This window comes from Streptomyces sp. SAS_270 (assembly GCF_052543295.1).
The window spans coordinates 1-17,558 of the sequence record NZ_JBMNDS010000041.1 but is presented as its reverse complement, the minus strand read 5'-3'; the positions used below and the strand labels follow the sequence as shown (position 1 = coordinate 17,558).

The following is a 17,558-nucleotide window of genomic DNA, read 5'->3' as shown; positions in this document are numbered from 1 at the left end:
CTACCGTAGAGAACGCGCGTTCTCGCGTCAAGGTCGTCGCGCCGTCAAGGTCGTCGAAATCGTCAAGGAGTGGCCCTCATGGACAGCACGGTCGCCCGGGAGCAGGCCCTGGACGCAGCGGAGGAGCTGTTCTACGGCCGCGGCATCCAGGCGGTCGGGATGGATGCCATTCGCGGTGCGTCGGGCGTCTCGCTCAAGCGGCTCTACCAGCTCTTCCCGACCAAGGACCAGCTGATCGAGGCGTACCTGGAGCGGCGCGACCTGCGCTGGCGTAAGCGGCTGGCCGCGCACGTCGAGGGCCACGAGGACCCCGAGGAGCGCATTCTCGCCGTGTTCGACTGGCTGCGGCAGTGGTTCGGTGAGCCCGACTTCCGCGGCTGCGCCTGGGTCAACGCGTACGGCGAACTGGGCGCCACCTCCCCCCGCGTGGCCGCCCAGGTCCGCGCCCACAAGCAGGCGTTCCACGGCTACCTGGCCCGGCTCGTGACCGATGCCGGGCGGCCCGACGCCCTCGCCGACCAGCTCTTCCTGCTCGCCGAGGGCGCCATGGTCACGGCCGGGATCAACGAGAGCGCCGAACCTGCCGGGCAGGCCCGGCAGGCCGCCCGGCTCCTGCTGCGGGCCCCTCGATAGCCCGCGCGGCGTCCCGAACCCGGCTACCGCGCCTCGGTGACGGTGATCGCCTGGACCGGGCAGGCCCGGGCCGACTCGCGGACCATCGGGTCGCCGCCGCCGTCCTCGCGGCCCGGCAGCAGTTCGCTGAAGCCGTCGTCGTCCTGTGTGAAGACGCCGGGCGCGGTGAGCGCGCACTGGCCGGCGCCGATGCAGACGTCCTGGTCGATGGTGATGCGGAGTGTCATGGTCCAGGGCCTCTCACCAGGTCACGGGGAGTTCCAGCATCCCCTGGATCGTGTCGCCCGGTTTGAAGGGGATGTCGTCCACCGGTGCGGCGAGCCGCAGTCCGGGCAGCCGCTGGAACAACGCCAGCAGCGCGATCTCCATCTCGGCGCGCGCGAGGTTCTGGCCGAGACACTGGTGGACGCCGAACCCGAACGCGACGTGGTGGCGTGCCGAGCGGTGCCAGTCCAGAGCGTCGGGCTCCGCGAAGGTGGCCGTGTCGCGGTTGATGACGGAGGTCGAGAAGACGACGCCCTCGTCGGCCCGGATCGTGGTCCCGGCCACCTCGATGTCCTCGGTGGCCACGCGCAGCAGCCCGTCGGCGATCGAGAGGAAGCGCAGCAGCTCCTCCACGGCCGCGGGCATCAGCGCGGGGTCGGCCCGCAGTTCGGCCAGCCGCCGCGGATGCCTGAGCAGCGCGAACGTCCCGAGGGAGATCATGTTCGCGGTCGTCTCGTGACCGGCGACCAGCAGAATCGTCGCCAGCGAGATCAGCTCCGTGCGGTCCACCGCCCCCGCGCGCAGCTGTTCCCGGATGAGGTCGTCGAGGAGCCCGTCGCCGGGATCCTTCTCCTTGCGGTCGATCAACGCGCCGAAGTACGCGTCCAGTTGGTCGCGTGCCTCCTGGGTGTCGGCCGGAGCAGGGCCGCGCAGCAGCCGGCGCGACTGCGCCTCGAAGAAGTCGTGGTCGGCGTACGGGACCCCGAGCAGGGCACAGATCACCATCGAGGGCACGGGCAGCGCGAAGGCGCTCACCAGCTCGGCGGGCGGGCCCTGCTCCTCCATGGCGTCGAGGAGCCGGTCGACGGTCTCCTGAATGCGCGGGCGCAGCGCCGAGATCCGTTTGAGGGTGAAGTTCGGGACCAGCATGCGGCGCTGGGTGTGGTGCTCGGGGTCGTCGACACCGAGCAGCGCGATCCGGCGACTGCGGGCCGCCTCGAACCGCTCCGTGGTCGCCGGGAACGCCGGGAGGGTGCGGTCGGAGGACAGACGCGGGTCGGCGAGGAGTTCACGGGCGGCGCCGTGCCCGGTCACCACCCATACACCGCGGCCGTCGTACAGGGTGATCCGCGACAGCGGACGCTCCTCGCGCAGGGAGTCGTAGGCGGCGGGCGGGTGGTAGGGACACGTGCGGTCCTGGGGGAAGGCAACGGGTTCTGTCATGAATGACCTCGCAAGCGATGGTTCCCTCTTGCCGATCTTCATTAGATGCCCAGGGCATCTAACAGAACCACCCGAAGTTCGGCCACATCCACCGGACGCATGATCTGGCCGAACCGCGTCGGCGGACGGCCGTGCCCGATGCCGGAGACCGTGCAACGGCGGTACCTCCGTCGTTCGCACCGGCGGTGAACGCATCACGCCCCCGCCGGTTTTCGTTGCTTCCGGGCCGTCCGAACGGCCGAACCCGGCCGGGTCCGGGCGCGTTCCTTATTCGGTTGCACGGACAACTGCCGGCGCCGCAGGATCTGCCCATGACCACGACCGAAGCCTTCCTGCCGCCGACCTCCGCCACCGCTGTTCCGGCGCGGGTCCAGCAGCAGCCCGGCCGCCCACGGAGGCCCGCGCTTTCCCGGTCATGACCGCCGCGCTCGTCGCGGGGCTCCTCGCGGGCTACGGCATCGCCGTGCCTGTCGGAGCCGTGTCGACCTACCTCGTCTCCCTCACCGCTCGCACGACCCTGAGAATCGGCATGTGCGCCGCACTGGGCGTCGCGACCGCCGACGGGTTGTACGCCCTGATCGCCACGCTCGGGGGCTCCGCGCTCGCCGCCGCACTGCAACCCGTGCTGGTCCCGCTGCGCTGGGCCTCCGCCCTGGTGCTGGCCGCCCTGGCGGTCCGGGGCGCGGTGACCGCCGTCCGCCACTACCGCGACCGGCAGCTCGCCGCCCGCAGCGGCCGGGACCCGGCACGCCCCGCACGGGCCTACCTGGCGCTGCTGGGCATCACCCTCCTCAACCCCACCACCGTCATCTACTTCACCGCGCTGGTCCTCGGCAGCCGCGGCGCGGACGCGGTGCGCCCGCTGGAGCAGGGGGTGTTCGTCCTCGCCGCCTTCGCCGCGTCCGCGAGCTGGCAACTGCTGATCGCCGGGGGCGGGGCGCTGCTCGGCCGGGCCCTGACCGGGCACCGGGGGCGGCTGGTGACCGCGGTCGCGTCCAGCGCCGTGATCACGATGCTGGCGGTACGGATGCTGCTGTCGCCGCCATGATCACGAACCGTCCGCGGCACTTTCCTCGTCCGCCCTGTCACATTTCCCCGCCGGGATGGGTCAGAGCATTGGCAGCCCGCACAGTGCGGCAGCCACCGGGACCTTCTCAGAGGAGACAGCGACATGCAGGCACGGATGAAGAACCCCGCGATGATCCTTCCCGGCGCGATGGAGGCCATCCAGGGGCTCTACAAGGCCACCTACAAGGGCGGTGTCCCGCAGCAGACCCTGGAACTCGTCCACCTGCGCGCCAGCCAGATCAACGGGTGCAGCGCCTGTGTCGACGCGGGAGGCAAGGGCGGGAAGAAGGCGGGCCTGACCGACGAGCGACTGTGGTCGGTCGCCGCCTGGCGCGAGGCGCCGTACTACTCGGACGCCGAGCGGGCGGCCCTCGCGCTGGCCGAGGAGATGACCCGCCTGGGCGACCGCACCGGCGACGCGGTGTCGGACGAACTGTGGGACGAGGTCGCCGACCACTACGACGAGCAGCAACTCGCCGCGCTGATCCTGTGGATCGCGACGACGAACTTCTTCAACCGTCTCAACGCCACGATCAAGGAGCCCGCCGGGGCCACTTGGGGATGACGGCGCCCACGGCCGCCGGCGGGGAGGGGCGAGGATGATTCGCGTGGGTACTGGTGTTGCATGCTGACGGGGGAACAACATCGGTACTCGTACGAACGCGACGATGGGACAAAAGACATGCCTCTTGAGGGCGAGTACGAACCCAGCCCGACGCAGTGGGTACGTGAGCAGGTGGAGCTCTACGAGAGTTCGGGCGGCACCAAGGGACTGAAGCTCGGCAGCGTCATGCCTGTGCCGCCGGAGCTCGCGGACCTGCCCGTCATCATCCTCACGACCCTGGGCGGCAGGAGCGGCAAGATCCGCAAGACCCCGCTGATGCGCGTGGAGCACGAGGGCAGCTACGCGGTGGTGGCCTCGCAGGGTGGCGCGCCCAAGCACCCGGTCTGGTACCACAACATCGTGGCCAATCCGCAGGTGGAGCTCCAGGACGGACCCAAGCGCCAGGACTTCACGGCCCGTGAGGTCACCGGCGAGGAGAAGGCCGTGTGGTGGGAGCGCTCGGTCGCGGCGTATCCCCCGTACGCGGACTACCAGGAGAAGACGGACCGCGAGATCCCCGTCTTCGTCCTGGAGCCGACCGGCTGACCTGCGCCCACGCATGCAGGGAGGGCCGCGCCCAAGTGGCGCGGCCCGATGGCCTGCACCGGACCCCGTGCCGGTGCAGGCCACTGCTCGTACGAAGTCCGGCACGAGCCGCCGGAGGACGAAGTCCGGCACGAGGCCTCGCCGTGACAGGCACCCTTGCGCGGCGGATTCACGCGCGCTCTCGCAGCCGTTCGAAATTCATCCGGATCGCCCCGCATGAACCGTCGCCGACCGGGCACCCGAGCCTCAGGCCCCGCCGCGCTCCCCCGTCGCGGCGGGGCTTCCCTCTGCGTCGGCCTGCCCGGCAGGGCCCTGTCGGACCGCCTCGCGTGCCGTGCGGGCGTCGGTCACGTCGAGGAAGACCTGGTCGGCCTCGGGGACGGTGCGGGCGACGGAGCGTTTGATGCGGATGGCGACCTCCTCGACGTGTTCGCTGTCCAGTCCGGGTGCGAGGTCGATCCGGGCGGCCACCAGCGTCGATTCGAGGCCCAACTGCATGGTGAGCAGCGCCTCCACGCTGTCGATCTCGGGCTGGGCGTCGAGCACGGCACGGATCCTGTTGCGCAGGCCCTCGTCGGCGGCCTGGCCGATCAGCTGGTCACGCGCGTCACCGCCCAGCCAGTACGCCACGTACACGAGCAGCGCGCCGATGGCGATGGAGGCCGACGCCTCCCACACGACCTGGCCGGTCACCATGTGGAGCGCCATGCCGACGAGCGCGAGGGTGACGCCGATCACCGCGGTGCCGTCCTCGGCGACGACCGTGCGCAGCGCGGGATCACGCAGTCCGCCCGCTCCCCCCTGCCCCCGTACCTGATGGAGCGCCCGCAGCAGCGACGCCCCCTCGAAGAGCAGGGCCAGACCCAGCACCACGAGGCCGGTCACATAGCCGCCGAAGGACTCCTCGGCGCCGTTCCTCAGGGCCTCGAAGCCCTGGAAGAAGGAGAAGCAGCCGCCCATCACGAAGATTCCGACAGCCGCGAGGAGCGACCAGAAGAAGCGCTCCTTGCCGTAGCCGAAGGGGTGGCGGCGGTCTGCGGGGCGGCGGCTGCGGCGCAGGGCCGCGAGAAGGAAGACCTCGTTCAGGCTGTCCGCCACGGAGTGCGCCGCCTCCGAGAGCAGGGCGGGCGAGCCCGAGATCAGACCGCCCACGGCCTTGGCCACGGCGATGAGGAGGTTGGCGCCCAGGGCGACCAGCACGGTGATCCGCGTCTTGCGGTCCGAACCCTCCGACCCGCCCGATCGGTTCGACGTTTTCCGCTTCACATCGGCCGGTTGCCCAGGCCGGCCCTTCTCATTCCGTGGCGACGGCGGAATTCGGGGAACCCGGTGCGAGCACACGTGTTCCGGCAGGGCGGGCACGTCAGTGAGGAGAGGCGTCATGAGCGAGAGCGAGGGAAACTCTGCGTACGGGAAGCAGCAGTTCAAGCGGTCCAAGAGCCACTTCACGGACCGGGTCACGGCGGACGGACGGGACGGCTGGCCGGTGGCCGAGGGCCGTTACCGGCTGGTCGTCAGCCGTGCCTGTCCGTGGGCGAGCCGCGCCCTGGTCTCGCGGCGACTGCTCGGCCTGGAGGAGGCCGTGTCACTGGCGGTCGCCGATCCGATCCAGGACGACCGCAGCTGGCGTTTCACCCTCGATCCGAACGGTCGCGACCCCGTGCTCGGGATTCGCTTCCTCAGCGAGGCGTACGAGGCCAGGGAGCGGGCTCACCCCGGCGGAGTGAGCGTGCCCGCGCTGGTGGACGTGCCGAGCGGCAAGCTGGTCACCAACGACTACCAGCAGATCACTCTCGACTTCGCCACCGAGTGGACCGCCCTGCACCGCGACGGGGCGCCCGACCTGTACCCGGCGCCGCTGCGCGACGAGATCGACCAGGTCATGGCGGAGGTCTACGAGGACGTGAACAACGGCGTGTACCGGACGGGCTTCGCGACGGACCAGGGGGAGTACGAGAAGGCCTGCGAGGGGGTCTTCCGGCGACTGGACCTGTTGTCGGAGCGGCTCGCCACCCGGCGCTATCTGGTGGGCGACAGCATCACCGAGGCGGACATCCGGCTGTTCACCACGCTCGTCCGCTTCGACGCCGTCTACCACGGGCACTTCAAGTGCAACCGCCGAAAGCTGACGGAGAACGCGGTGCTGTGGGCGTACGTCCGCGACCTCTACCAGACCCCCGGCTTCGGTGACACCGTCGACTTCGACCACATCAAGCGGCACTACTACCAGGTCCACACCGGGATCAACCCGACCGGCATCGTCCCCCTCGGCCCGGATCTCTCCGGCTGGTCGGTGCCTCATCACCGCGAGGAGCTCGGCGGCAGGCCGTTCGGCGAGGGGACACCGCCGGGGCCGGTGCCCGAGCACGAGGAAGTCCCGGCCCCGGGACGTCCCTGACCGCAAAGGAGACTCAGGTGGCAAAGAACAAGAAGAAGAAGCTCCCCCTCGCCTACAAGCCCGTGGGCTTCGTGCTGGGCTGGGCGAGCGGATCCCTGGCCGGGCTGGCGTTCCGGAAGACGTGGAAGGCCCTGCGGCACGAGGATGACGCGCCCGACGCGCTGGACAGGGATCGCGGCTGGGGCGAGATCCTGATCGCCGCCGCCGTCCAGGGCGCCATCTTCGCGGTCGTGCGCAGTGCGGTGGACCGCACGGGCGCGAAGGCCATCGAGCGGTCGACGGGTGTGTGGCCGACCTCCGACTCGGGCGGCAGGGACTGAGTACGGGAGGACCGCGGCGGGGACTGAGTACGGGAGGACCGGCCGTCGAGGGACCGGCCGCGCGGGGTCGCGCGGCCGGTCGCGCGTTCAGCCCTGCTTGGGCGCCGTGGACCGGACGCTGCGCAGCGTGAAGGAGTGTCCGGCCGGGTCGGCGTAGCCCCGCTCCTCGAACGGGGCCCCGGCGTCCTTGGTGTCCAGGGGGCGCCCGCCCAGGGCGATGATCTTGCGTTCTGCCTCGTCCATGTCCGCCACGTCGAAGTCCAGGTGGGCCTGGAGGGAGTTCTCGGGGCGGGGCCAGCTCGGGGGCGTCGCCTTCACGTCCCTGCGAAACGCCATCCGCATCCCGTCGACGCCCTTGATCTCCACCCGGTTGGCGCTCGCGTGCGTCTCCTCGCCCTCCAGCAACTCCTTGTAGAAGACGGCGAGTTTCTCGGGTTCGGCGCAGTCCAGCAGCACGGCACCCCTCACTACCAGTCCCATGGTTCCTCCGTACGGGTCCGGGGCGCGGGTGCAGCCACCCACCGCCTGGCCTGTGCGGGTACCCCGCCTGATGGAATCAGTCGGCCACGCTCCACTCGCCGTCGCGCATGAGGTCGCGGCCCACCAGTTCGTCGGCCTCGCGCCAGGCCTGCACGCGCTCGGGTGTGACGCGGAAGTAGAGGTAGGGGGTGGCGAGTTGGCGCGGGTCGAATTCGGTCTTCGCCGCGAACGTGTCGCCGACTCCCGCCGGCAGCTCGGCCGGTTCCAGCGTCTGCACGGTGCCTTCGATCAGAACCACGTCACGGGTGGGCCCGATGCCCAGCCGCACCCTGCCGGTCGCCCGCAGGTTCCTTCCGGTGGGGCTTGCGGCCGGGGTGGCCAGCAGCACGGTCGTGCCGTCCCAGTGAAAGGAGAGCGGGATCAGATACGGGTTTCCCCCGTCGGCGTCGGCCGTCGACACCCAGGCGTCGACGTCGTTCTCCAGCCGGGCGAGCGTGTCCTGCTTGCGTTGCTTCGGGGTGCGGGCGGTGGAGGTCATCGGTGAGCGGTCTCCTGGTGGTTGTCGTGCGGAATCGGTCTACGGCAGTGGCGTCGGGGCGTCCTCGTGCGCGTCGCGGCGGGCCTGTCGGTGTGCCGTGATCTCGGCGAGACGGGTCGCGGCCGCGGTCAGCTGCATGTCGAGGGCCGTCGGATAGGCGCTGTGCTGCATGTCCGCCACCAGGTGGCGGGCCGTCGCGGCGATGTGCGGGTGGGTGCCGGCGGGCAGTCGTGCGTAGGTGGCCCGCCAGACGGCTGCCTCGGCCTCGCGGGCGGGCCGTGGCAGGGCGGTGCTCGCCGCGTCGAGGGCCGCGAAGGCGAGGGACTGGTCGACGAAGGCGTGGTAGATCCGTACGGCCTCCGGGTCCGGGAAGCCCGCTTGGCGCAGCACGCCGAGGATCGTCTCGACCGCGGCGATCTCATGGACCCGGCCCGTCACACGGTAGGCGCTGAGCACGGCGGCCTGCGGGTGTGCGAGTGCGTCGGAGTGCATCCGCAGGCCCAGGTCCCGCAGGTCCGCGCGCCAGTCGCCGGTGGGGCGCCAGGTGCGCAGCGTACGGCCGATGAGTTCGTCGGCGATGGCGAGCAGCAGGTCGTCGGTGTCGTGGAAGTACCGGTACAGGGCGCTGGGGTCGGCGCCCAGGGCGAGGCCGAGGCGGCGGACCGTGAGAGCCTCCGCGCCGTGCTCCTTGAGCAGCCGCAGCGCGGTCTCGACGATCAGCTCCTCGGAGAGGACGACGCCCGTCTTGGTGGGGCGGCGACGCCGTCGGGCCTCCGGAGGGACCACTCGCTCGTTCATCGGCTTCCTCCTTGTCCGGCAGTCGCCGTGCCCGGCACCTTATGACAACAGCGTTGACGTGTTAAGTACCTGAGCAGTTTCATTTCCGGTCATCGGGCCCGTGTCGGGCCCCCGGGTGCGATCGGAGCAGGCCATGACGCAGAAGCCGTACGGTGAGGATCCCCCGTCGCTGCGCAAGTCCCTCGGCGTCGTGGACGGCGTCGCCATCGCCGCCTCCAGCACGGCGGCGACCACGAGCATCGGCATCGGGCTCGGTGTCACCGCCGGGGTGGTCGGGCTGCATCTGCCGGCCATCATGCTGCTGGCCTTCCTGCCGATCCTCGGGATCGCGGGCGCCTACACCCGGCTGAACCGCGTCGAGCCGAACGCGGGCAACGGCTATGTGTGGGTGGGGCGTTCACTCACTCCCTGGCTGGGATTCCTGGTCGGCTGGGTGAACATCGTCGCCACGGTGGCGTTCCTCGCGTACACCACGGCCGTGACCGGGTCGGCGGTGCTCCAACTCGCCGGTGAGGCGCACCTGCACAGGGTTGCGGGTCTGGCGCTGGACCCCGGCTCCACCGCCCAGACCACGGCCGTGGGCATGGTGGTCCTCGTCGGCGTGACGCTCACCGCGGTGACCGGGATCAAGACGGCCGCGCGGCTGCAGAGCGGGTTGCTGGTCTTCGAGTACCTCGTACTGCTGGGCTTCTGCGGCTACGGCATCGTCGCCGGACCGCACCCCTTCAGGCTGAGCTGGTTCGACCCCTTCGCGATCCCGTCGGCGTCGGCTCTCGCCCAGGGGCTGCTGCTGTCGGTCTTCTGCTACTGGGGCTTCGAGGCGGCGTTCACCGTGAACGAGGAGGTGCGTGATCCACGGGACGCCTCTCGCGCAGGCGTCATCACGCTGGTGACGATGCTGGGCCTGTTCCTGCTCGGTTCGGTCGCCTTCCAACGAGTGCTGTCCGAGCAGGAGTTGGCCGGGCACGGCGCACAGGGGCTGGCGTTCTTCGGCGACCGGCTCGCCTCGCAGCCGCTGGCCGCGCTGCCGCTGGTGGCCCTGATGTTCTCGGCCGTCGCCTCGCTCCAGGCGGGCGTGATCCCCACGGCACGCGGGATGTTCGCGATGAGCCGGGACCGTACGCTCGGGCCCGTGTGGTCCAAGGTCAGTGCCCGGTACGGGACTCCGGCGGCCGGGACGCTGCTGATCGGCGCTCTGGCGTCGGCGGTGGCCGCGCTCGCCCTGGTGATCCCCCGACTGGCCGACATGATCATGGCGACGGTCAACGCGGTCGGGATCGTGGTGGCCCTCTGCTACGCGCTCACCGCGCTCGCGGCGGCGGCACGCTTCCGGGGACTGCTGCGTGAGGACTGGCGGCAGGGGGTCCGGGCGGTGGTGCTGCCCGCGCTGAGCGCCGCGGCTCTGCTCGGACTCGGCGGCTACCTCTGCTGGTCCTTCTACACCTCCGCCGACCACTTCGAAGTCAGCGCGGACAACGGGTGGTTCCTGCTGCTCACCCCCGCCGCGATGATCGCCTCCGGCTTCCTGGCCGCCGCATGGGCCAAGTGGGTGCGCAAGTCGCCGTACTTCCGCACCGGCCGCGGCACGGACGCCGACGCACCGCAGTTGTTGACCACTCTCAGCTAAGGACACCCCACATGCACGCCGACCTTCTCTTCACCGGCGGACCCGTCCTCACCCTCGACGGCCGCACCGCGACGACCGTCGCGGTCACCGGCGAGCGGATCACCGCCGTCGGCGGCGCCGAGGTCCTGGAACTGAGGGGGCCGCGGACCGAGGTCGTCGACCTCGCCGGGCGGCTCCTGCTGCCCGGGTTCCAGGACGCGCACGTCCATCCGCTCCCGGCCGGTCTCGAACTCACCCAGTGCGACCTGACCGGCACCAGGACCGCCGAGGAGACCCTCGCCGCCGTCCGCACCTACGCCGACACCCACCCCGACCGGGAGTGGATCACGGGGGGCGGCTGGTCCATGGAGGCCTTCGAGGGCGGTACGCCGACCAAGGAGCTGCTGGACGCGGTCGTACCCGACCGGCCGGTGTATCTGCCCAATCGCGACCATCACGGCGCCTGGGTCAACAGCAGGGCCCTCGCGCTCGCCGGCATCACACGCGACACGCCCGACCCGGCCGACGGGCGGATCGACCGGGACGCCTCGGGTGAGCCGAGCGGCTCGCTGCAGGAGGGGGCGATGCAGCTCGTGGGCCGGCTCACGCCGCCGGCCACGCCGGCCGACCGGCTGGCGGCCCTGCTGCATGCCCAGAGCCGGCTCCACGCACTCGGCATCACCGCATGGCAGGACGCGCTCGTCGGGGACTTCCTCGGCATGGAGGACCCGTCGGGGGCGTATCTGACAGCTGCCCGGGACGGCTCACTCACCGCGCGTGTCGTCGGCGCGCTGTGGTGGGACCGTGAGCGCGGTTCCGAGCAGATCCCCGAACTGGTGGAGCGCAGGGCCGCGTCGAGCCATGGCCGGTTTCGCGCGAGCAGCGTGAAGCTGATGCTGGACGGGGTGGCCGAGACCGGGACCGCCGCGCTGCTCGACCCCTACCTGGACAGGTGCGGCTGCGCCACCGCCAACCTGGGCACCAGCTTCCTCGACGCCGATCAACTTCCCAAGTACGTCACCGAGTTGGACGCTCTGGGCTTCCAGTGCCACTTCCACGCCCTGGGCGACCGTGCCGTACGCGACGCGCTGGACGCGATCGAGGCCGCGCGGGCGGCGAACGGGCCGAGCGACACGCGGCCCCACCTGGCGCATCTGCAGGTGGTGCACCCCGCGGACGTGCCGCGTTTCGCCCGGCTCGGCGCCACCGCGAACATCCAGCCGCTGTGGGCGGCGCACGAACCGCAGATGGACGAGCTGACCATCCCTTTCCTGGGGCCGGAACGGGCCGCGTGGCAGTACCCGTTCGGTGCGCTGCTGCGCTCCGGAGCCCGGCTCGCGGCGGGCAGCGACTGGCCGGTGAGCAGTCCCGATCCGCTGCAGGGCATCCATGTCGCGGTCAACCGTGTCGCCCCCGACGCCGGCGACACGCCGGTGTTCCTGCCAACCGAACGCATAGGACTCGCCGAGGCGTTGGCCGCGTACACGGCGGGCTCGGCGTATGTGAACCACCTCGACGACACGGGCGAGGTACGGGCCGGCGCACTGGCCGATCTCGTGGTGCTCGACCGTGATCCGTTCGACGGGGCGGCTGAGGCGATCGGCGACACGCGGGTCGCGCAGACGTATGTGGGGGGCGCGCGAGTATACGCAGCTCAAGAGGCGTAGGCAGTAACGGACATCACGGTGAGGTCACGCGTAGATCATTTACACTCTGGGCAGGCTCGTAGCGCTTCACGGTTCAATCTTCGGCCGTAGAAGCTGAGTTCGAGTGCACGGGTGGCCATGTCGGCCACCCGTTCGCAGGGCGGGGGGATTCCGTTTCGCCGTCTCCCGGAAGGAAGCGCATGCCTCAGGACGTCACGTTCGGCCTCCCCCTCGACATGCCCGTCAGCAGACATCTGGAGCACACCCGGAATCTCCCTGGCCCTCGCCTGACAGGCCGAGCGCTTCCTGATCAACACAGCTGAGCCGGAGAGCATGAATCCGGCATGGACGAGCGGCTCGCCGCGCTCGAGAACCGAGCGGGCCCGGGGCTGTTCGTCCTCGCAGGTCAGATAGGCGATCCGCACCACTTTCTCGGCTTCAAGACGCGACCGGCCAGCACCCACGGCCGATCGCTCCGTTGTCATGACCACAGCTTGTTGGGAGACCGGCGTGAAATCTCGAGTCGTAGATGCTGTTTCGAAGGCGTCCGCCGACGGCTTGATCCCGGCGCAGCCAAGCGCCCAGGTCCAGCCCACGGCGGCGGGGAGCGCCCTGGCCCGCCTCTTCATGGAACGCGTCCATGGGACTACGCAGGAGCACCGAAGGTTCCAGAACGCCGCTCAGCAGCGGTTGAACGCACTCGGATCCCCGGGCGCCGGCACCTCGCTGCATGTGGAGGGCGCCGTCCGTCTGGCGCAGCCCGCGTTCCTCCCGCCCGATGAGGAGGGATACGCCAGGCTGAGGCACCTCGACGCCGGCCTGCGCGTCATCGAGGCAGCCTTCCCCGAGGTCAGCACCGATATCGAGATATGCCGACTGACCTGCACGATGCTGGAAGGGGCCTGGCGGAGCCGGGCCCTCGCCCCGCCGCACGAGGAGGAGGCGACAACCGGCTGCGCCTGCCCGCTGTGCCGTCGGTTGCCCACGCCCCCCGCACGCACGCTGGACGACTACGACTGGCGGCAGAGCGCCGGCCGTCCCCTCACCGTCAAGACCTGGCCGTACCGCGAGGAACTCGACAGCGTCCTGACCGGTGGATGGACCTACGCCCGGCAACTGAACGACTTCGATCGAGATCTTGGCCTCCGGGACTCGTTCGAGGACGACATTCTCCTCTTCCACGAATACAAACGCGTGATCGACACCATCGACACCGCGCGCCTCACCCAGCTCATCGAAGGCCGTTTGGCCGAGAGTTTCAGCACCAACACCGCCAGGGCCCTGGTCTGCGGGCTTTTCGCAGCCCACAAGCGATCCGTCGACGAGTACTGGCTCCAGCAGCACCACGCGGGCAACGTCTCGCTCCCTCAGACCAACCCACTGAGCCAGAGCGCCTACTCACTCCTGCAGATGCTGGACTGCCTGTTCTGGCACGTCTCACCCGACACCGAACTCTGGCAGGAAGAACACCTCGCCTCCCTGCTGCTGTGCCGCGTCATCGACGACATGACCGACGTCCGAGCCGACGCCCTCACCGGCGAGATCAGCAACTTCTGGCTCGCCGACATACCCACCCACACCAAGGCCCTCTACGCCGCCTGCGCCATCGCCAGCGTCAAGTACGGCTGCATGCCCGAAGCGCATCCCCCCATGTGGAACACCTGGCTGATGCCCAGCACCGTCGTCTGGTTGGGCCTGACGGGCCGCCACGCCCTGTGGTTCGACGGCATCACCGACGGCCTCCCCCCGGCCGAGGACTGCCCGCTGTGCGACCTGCAGCCCAACCCATGCACCGGCATCCTCACCGACGGCACCACCCTCACCTTCGCCCCGCGGCCCACCGCGCCGGCCCTGAGCACCCGGACCGCCGAACTGTCCGAACGCTGCCGAACGGAACACCCCGAGACATGGCCCCTCTTCGACGCCGAGCTCCACGCCTTCGAAGCACTCCACGGCCCCTGGCACGGCAACATCGACAGCACTTGGGAGATCCTTCGCCGCACCTACATCGCCGCCGTGCAGGCATCCAGCCACGCACCGTCCCCGGAGCGCGCTCGTCAGGTCCAACAAGACGCCGGCGCAGTCGGAAGTGAACAGTTCTACGCCCTGTACGACGCGGAAACCGGGAGGGAGGACACCGCGCTGCTCGCCTACATGTTCGGCTGCGCCCACCCGCATTTCCTCTGGAACGCCACGGGATACCGACCCACGGCCGTCGAGGGCGACTGGCTCGACGGCTGACGCCTCAATCCCGCCCCAGAAACCCGGTAGATGGTGGTGGGGCCGTCCCCACCACCGACCTCGGACCGGTTCCGCAGCCCGATCCAACCGGGGTGGAGCGATGCGACTTCCGGACATACCACGGGGCCGGTTCAGGTCGAGAAGGCGACGGGCGCCCAGCGGTGCAGTCCTCGCCTGGCTCGGCGGCACGGTGCGCGGGCTGCGTCCTCGCCCTCAGGGCACGCACGGCCGGCAGCAGGGGATGCACAATGGTGACCGTGTACTCCCAGGGAGCGCGCACCGCGTCAGCCAACGGCCCCCGCTCGATCGCCGTACTGCCCCGACCGCCGCTCGAGATCCAGATGCACAACCGGCTCCACCAGCCCACCGAGCACTGGCAGCGCCGTTACATGATCCGCGCCGGTAGCGAGGCCACCCTCTCGCAGAACGTCCGCACCCACGGCCTGCGCCGCTCCCGCTACCGAGGACTCGTGAGAATTCACGTCCAACACGTCCTCACCACGTTGGCCTGCAACGTCACCCGGATCTCCGACCGGACGACCGGCACCGCCAGAACCCGCCGCCGGGCTAGAAGCCGACCCCGGCTCGGGGGCGGACGGTCATCCGCAGGGCGCGCGGCCGTACGGTGAGCCGGGCGACCTGACGGATGACCTGGCCCTCGGCGAGTTCCAGCCGTACCGAACGCAGCGTCGTCGCGAGCGCCACGACCATCTCGGTGAGGGAAAAACGGTCGCCCATGCACTTGTGCTTGCCGTCCCCGAAGGGCACGAACGCGCCCGGCGGAGGCTCCTGAGCGGCGTCGGTCCACCGATCCGGGTCGAAGGTGAGCGGGTCGGGGAAACGCTCGGGGTCGCGGTGCAGGGCGTGCTGGCAGTAGGCCAGTTCGGTGCCCGCGGGCAGCGTCCACTCGCCGAGCCGGGTCTCCTCGGTGGTGCGGCGGGTGACGAGCCAGCCGGGGTGGTGCAGCCGCAGGGTCTCGGTGATCACCCGGTTCAGGTACGGCAGCCGGATCACGTCGTCGAAGGCGACCGGCCGTTCGCCAAGGACCTCGTCCAGCTCGGCCAGGACCTGGGCCTCGATGCTGGGGTTGCGGGCGAGCTCGTACAGGGTCCAGGACAGCAAGGTCGCGGTCGTCTCGGTGCCCGCCACGGCCAGGAGGAAGATCTCGGAGCAGATCTGATCCCCGGTCAGCGGCTCGCCGGTCTCCTCGTCGATGGCGCGCAGCAGCATGGAGAGCATGTCCCCGGTGTCGTGCCCGGAGGCATGCAGTTCGTCGACCGCGGTGTTGATGGTGGCGCGCACCCTGTCCCGGGCCTGGTCGAAGCGGCGGTTGAAGGGCAGCGGCAGGCGCTCGGCCCAGTCGGGCAGCATGATCCGCAGACCGACACCGCTCATCACCACCGACACGTCGCTGCGCAGCTGGCGGAAGACGGCGTCGTCGAGGCTGCCGGCGAGCACCGTCTTGGCCAGCATGTCGAGACTGAGCCCGACCATCGCCTCGTGTACGTCGAGGGGCCGCCCGCGCTCCCAGGCGGCGACGGTGGCCGTTACCTCGGCGCGCATGAGGTCGACGTACCGGCTGATCTCGGTGTGGGCGAAGGCGGGTTGAAGCTGGCGGCGTCTGCGTACGTGGTCGCGGCCGGTGGCGGTGACGACGCTGTCGCCCAGCAGCTGGCCCAGCTTGTCGTAGAGCCGGCCCTTGTCGAGGCTGGGTCCCAGGCCCCTGAGCATCTGATGGATCAGAGCCGGGTCCTGGACAATGATCGTGCGCGTCCCGGGTTGCAGGACGATCTCGACGAGTGGTTCCCGCGTATCGCGCAGCGAGTCGATGAAGCCGAGGTTGTCGCGCACCATCTTCAGCGCGTGGCCGATGAGCGGAAAGGATCCTGCGGCTCGGGGTATAGGGGGAGGCGCAGTGGACGTCACGGGTCATTCCCTTCACGGCATTCATGGGCGCCCCTATGACTTCCCTGAACCTTCTCCAGTGCAATCCTGTCATGAACGTGTCCTGCGCCACGTGGGACAAGCTGGTTGGCCACCTGCGACATTGGGCATCAGTGCGGTCACCCCAGCGAACTACGACGACCAGCGGACTGGAGGGAGCTTGGCGCACCGCGGCCTGACCGCGGGAGAGGCCTTGCTCACGCACGGCGGCTGAAGGCTGCGAGGACTGGGCCAGGTCGTCCTTGCAGCGGGGATCTTGACGGTCTGGCAATGACCCGTATGCCCTTGGATCAGGTGGGAGAGAAGCCCGCGTGTGGGGGTCGATGGGAGATCGGGGAGCCAGGCGGCAGTGAGGCACTGCGCGCTCGGGACGAACAGGCCATCGGGAAGCCGGTCCAGGGGGTTCCAGCGCCGGTTGCGGAAGCCTGCAAGGTCAACGGTCGCAGGGCGAAAGCGAGCCGGCGCAGGCCCTCGGCCGGGGTCCAGGGCACCCGGGGGCGGATGAAGGCAGCAACGGCTACCGCGTGGACGGCCTGTGCGGGGGCCGACCCGGTAGGGCTCCGGTACCTGCGGGTGACGACGGGTCCGCGCGCGGCCGGGCCTGGGTGCGCAGGTGTTGTTCTTCTTCCGTTCTACCTCAGCCGTATGTCGTGGGGGGTTGGTGTTACAGGAAGGGGCGTCACGACGCTGTACGGGTTGGGCGCGGCGCCGGGCGTCTGCGATGGCCAACTCGCGTCCGTACTCGGTGAATCCGATGCGCCTTGCATGGTAGCCGCGGCCGCTGATCCGGTGTCCGACCGCGTTGCCCGGCGACTACGGCGTAGATGGTGGCAGTACCGGCCCACTCGCGGCTTCCGGCGGGGCGGGTGTTGGTCCGGGTGCCGTGGACAGCTCAGACGAGGAGACCGAGTTCGCGCAGTACGGCGATGTGCCGCTCCAGGGTGCGACCGAAGAGCTGTCCGGGCGCTGCCGAGCCGAACACCCTGAGACCTGGCCCCTCTTCGACGCCGAGCTCCACGCCTTCGAAGCACTCCACGGCCCCTGGCACGGCAACATCGACAGCACTTGGGAGATCCTGCGCCGCACCTACATCGCCGCCGTGGAGGCATCCAGCCACGCACCGTCCCCGGAGCGCGCTCGTCAGGTCCAACAAGACGCCGGCGCAGTCGGAAGTGAACAGTTCTACGCCCTGTACGACCCGCAAACCGCGAGGGAGGACACCGCGCTGCTCGCCTACATGTTCGGCTGCGCCCACCCGCATTTCCTCTGGAACGCCACGGGATACCGACCCACGGCCGTCGAGGGCGA

General features: G+C 70.2%; 17 protein-coding genes and 1 pseudogene. 11 read left to right on the top strand and 7 right to left on the bottom strand.

Translation table 11 applies throughout. The annotated features are described in order from the left end of the window. The first annotated feature begins 78 nt into the window (after window positions 1-78). Window positions 79-633: a TetR/AcrR family transcriptional regulator gene (locus tag ACN6LB_RS25345; protein WP_445027923.1), complete on the top strand. Its 555-nt coding sequence runs from the start codon at window positions 79-81 to the stop codon at window positions 631-633. A gap of 23 nt (window positions 634-656) precedes the next feature. Here ACN6LB_RS25345 and ACN6LB_RS25340 read toward each other — a convergent pair whose 3' ends face one another. Both ACN6LB_RS25340 and ACN6LB_RS25335 read right to left on the bottom strand, forming a co-directional pair. Then, the gene (locus tag ACN6LB_RS25340) at window positions 657-860 is read right to left on the bottom strand and encodes a ferredoxin (protein WP_445027922.1); all 204 of its coding nucleotides are present in this window, start codon (window positions 858-860) and stop codon (window positions 657-659) included. A 13-nt stretch (window positions 861-873) separates the two neighbouring features. Further along, window positions 874-2,061 carry a cytochrome P450 gene (locus ACN6LB_RS25335; RefSeq protein ID WP_445027921.1) on the bottom strand — a complete coding sequence of 396 codons (1,188 nt, stop codon included), beginning with the start codon at window positions 2,059-2,061 and terminating at the stop codon, window positions 874-876. Window positions 2,062-2,476: 415 nt separating this feature from the next. On the opposite strand from ACN6LB_RS25335, the gene ACN6LB_RS25330 reads away from it, so the two are divergent. From ACN6LB_RS25330 to ACN6LB_RS25320, 3 genes are all read left to right on the top strand, one after another. Continuing rightward, complete coding sequence (locus ACN6LB_RS25330) at window positions 2,477-3,109, top strand: LysE/ArgO family amino acid transporter (RefSeq protein ID WP_445027920.1); 633 nt, start codon at window positions 2,477-2,479, stop codon at window positions 3,107-3,109. Window positions 3,110-3,232: 123 nt separating this feature from the next. Then, window positions 3,233-3,694, top strand: coding sequence for a carboxymuconolactone decarboxylase family protein (locus ACN6LB_RS25325; RefSeq protein WP_356136205.1), 462 nt, complete (start codon window positions 3,233-3,235; stop codon window positions 3,692-3,694). A gap of 117 nt (window positions 3,695-3,811) precedes the next feature. Further along, window positions 3,812-4,279 carry a nitroreductase family deazaflavin-dependent oxidoreductase gene (locus ACN6LB_RS25320; RefSeq protein ID WP_356136207.1) on the top strand — a complete coding sequence of 156 codons (468 nt, stop codon included), beginning with the start codon at window positions 3,812-3,814 and terminating at the stop codon, window positions 4,277-4,279. Window positions 4,280-4,525: 246 nt separating this feature from the next. On the opposite strand, the gene ACN6LB_RS25315 is transcribed toward ACN6LB_RS25320, so the two are convergent. Then, complete coding sequence (locus tag ACN6LB_RS25315) at window positions 4,526-5,545, bottom strand: cation diffusion facilitator family transporter (protein ID WP_445027919.1); 1,020 nt, start codon at window positions 5,543-5,545, stop codon at window positions 4,526-4,528. Window positions 5,546-5,660: 115 nt separating this feature from the next. Here ACN6LB_RS25315 and ACN6LB_RS25310 point away from each other — a divergent pair, with 115 nt between their 5' ends. Continuing rightward, window positions 5,661-6,677 carry a glutathione S-transferase family protein gene (locus ACN6LB_RS25310; RefSeq protein ID WP_445027918.1) on the top strand — a complete coding sequence of 339 codons (1,017 nt, stop codon included), beginning with the start codon at window positions 5,661-5,663 and terminating at the stop codon, window positions 6,675-6,677. 17 nt (window positions 6,678-6,694) lie between these two features. Continuing rightward, window positions 6,695-6,997, top strand: a complete 303-nt coding sequence (locus ACN6LB_RS25305; protein ID WP_445027917.1) for a DUF4235 domain-containing protein — start codon at window positions 6,695-6,697, stop codon at window positions 6,995-6,997. 87 nt (window positions 6,998-7,084) lie between these two features. On the opposite strand, the gene ACN6LB_RS25300 is transcribed toward ACN6LB_RS25305, so the two are convergent. The 3 genes from ACN6LB_RS25300 to ACN6LB_RS25290 form a co-directional block, all read right to left on the bottom strand. Then, complete coding sequence (locus tag ACN6LB_RS25300) at window positions 7,085-7,477, bottom strand: VOC family protein (protein ID WP_356140670.1); 393 nt, start codon at window positions 7,475-7,477, stop codon at window positions 7,085-7,087. 76 nt (window positions 7,478-7,553) lie between these two features. Continuing rightward, entirely contained in the window at window positions 7,554-8,015 is a 462-nt protein-coding gene (locus ACN6LB_RS25295; RefSeq protein WP_356140672.1) for a pyridoxamine 5'-phosphate oxidase family protein, read from the bottom strand. A gap of 39 nt (window positions 8,016-8,054) precedes the next feature. Continuing rightward, window positions 8,055-8,813, bottom strand: coding sequence for a TetR/AcrR family transcriptional regulator (locus tag ACN6LB_RS25290; RefSeq protein WP_445027916.1), 759 nt, complete (start codon window positions 8,811-8,813; stop codon window positions 8,055-8,057). A gap of 133 nt (window positions 8,814-8,946) precedes the next feature. Here ACN6LB_RS25290 and ACN6LB_RS25285 point away from each other — a divergent pair, with 133 nt between their 5' ends. The 4 genes from ACN6LB_RS25285 to ACN6LB_RS25270 all read left to right on the top strand — a co-directional run bounded on the left by ACN6LB_RS25285 (window position 8,947) and on the right by ACN6LB_RS25270 (window position 14,935). Next, the gene (locus tag ACN6LB_RS25285; RefSeq protein WP_445027915.1) at window positions 8,947-10,440 is read left to right on the top strand and encodes an APC family permease; all 1,494 of its coding nucleotides are present in this window, start codon (window positions 8,947-8,949) and stop codon (window positions 10,438-10,440) included. 11 nt (window positions 10,441-10,451) lie between these two features. Further along, window positions 10,452-12,086: an amidohydrolase gene (locus tag ACN6LB_RS25280; RefSeq protein WP_445027914.1), complete on the top strand. Its 1,635-nt coding sequence runs from the start codon at window positions 10,452-10,454 to the stop codon at window positions 12,084-12,086. Window positions 12,087-12,575: 489 nt separating this feature from the next. Beyond that, window positions 12,576-14,306, top strand: a complete 1,731-nt coding sequence (locus ACN6LB_RS25275; protein ID WP_445027913.1) for a hypothetical protein — start codon at window positions 12,576-12,578, stop codon at window positions 14,304-14,306. Between the two features lie 257 nt (window positions 14,307-14,563). After that, window positions 14,564-14,935, top strand: coding sequence for a transposase (locus tag ACN6LB_RS25270; RefSeq protein ID WP_445027912.1), 372 nt, complete (start codon window positions 14,564-14,566; stop codon window positions 14,933-14,935). On the opposite strand, the gene ACN6LB_RS25265 is transcribed toward ACN6LB_RS25270, so the two are convergent. Then, window positions 14,874-16,232, bottom strand: coding sequence for a cytochrome P450 (locus tag ACN6LB_RS25265; protein ID WP_445027911.1), 1,359 nt, complete (start codon window positions 16,230-16,232; stop codon window positions 14,874-14,876). The genes ACN6LB_RS25270 and ACN6LB_RS25265 overlap by 62 nt on opposite strands. A gap of 901 nt (window positions 16,233-17,133) precedes the next feature. Between ACN6LB_RS25265 and ACN6LB_RS25260 the strand changes: the two are divergent. Then, window positions 17,134-17,558, top strand: a pseudogene (locus ACN6LB_RS25260) (hypothetical protein); the annotation flags it as partial.

Coding starts and splice junctions, on each gene's coding strand:
- ACN6LB_RS25300 (WP_356140670.1), bottom strand. CDS start 7,477: ATGGGACTGGTAGTGAGGGGTGCCGTGCTGCTGGACTGCGCCGAACCC.
- ACN6LB_RS25330 (WP_445027920.1), top strand. CDS start 2,477: ATGACCGCCGCGCTCGTCGCGGGGCTCCTCGCGGGCTACGGCATCGCC.
- ACN6LB_RS25310 (WP_445027918.1), top strand. CDS start 5,661: ATGAGCGAGAGCGAGGGAAACTCTGCGTACGGGAAGCAGCAGTTCAAG.
- ACN6LB_RS25280 (WP_445027914.1), top strand. CDS start 10,452: ATGCACGCCGACCTTCTCTTCACCGGCGGACCCGTCCTCACCCTCGAC.
- ACN6LB_RS25295 (WP_356140672.1), bottom strand. CDS start 8,015: ATGACCTCCACCGCCCGCACCCCGAAGCAACGCAAGCAGGACACGCTC.
- ACN6LB_RS25290 (WP_445027916.1), bottom strand. CDS start 8,813: ATGAACGAGCGAGTGGTCCCTCCGGAGGCCCGACGGCGTCGCCGCCCC.
- ACN6LB_RS25335 (WP_445027921.1), bottom strand. CDS start 2,061: ATGACAGAACCCGTTGCCTTCCCCCAGGACCGCACGTGTCCCTACCAC.
- ACN6LB_RS25285 (WP_445027915.1), top strand. CDS start 8,947: ATGACGCAGAAGCCGTACGGTGAGGATCCCCCGTCGCTGCGCAAGTCC.
- ACN6LB_RS25325 (WP_356136205.1), top strand. CDS start 3,233: ATGCAGGCACGGATGAAGAACCCCGCGATGATCCTTCCCGGCGCGATG.
- ACN6LB_RS25320 (WP_356136207.1), top strand. CDS start 3,812: ATGCCTCTTGAGGGCGAGTACGAACCCAGCCCGACGCAGTGGGTACGT.
- ACN6LB_RS25345 (WP_445027923.1), top strand. CDS start 79: ATGGACAGCACGGTCGCCCGGGAGCAGGCCCTGGACGCAGCGGAGGAG.
- ACN6LB_RS25340 (WP_445027922.1), bottom strand. CDS start 860: ATGACACTCCGCATCACCATCGACCAGGACGTCTGCATCGGCGCCGGC.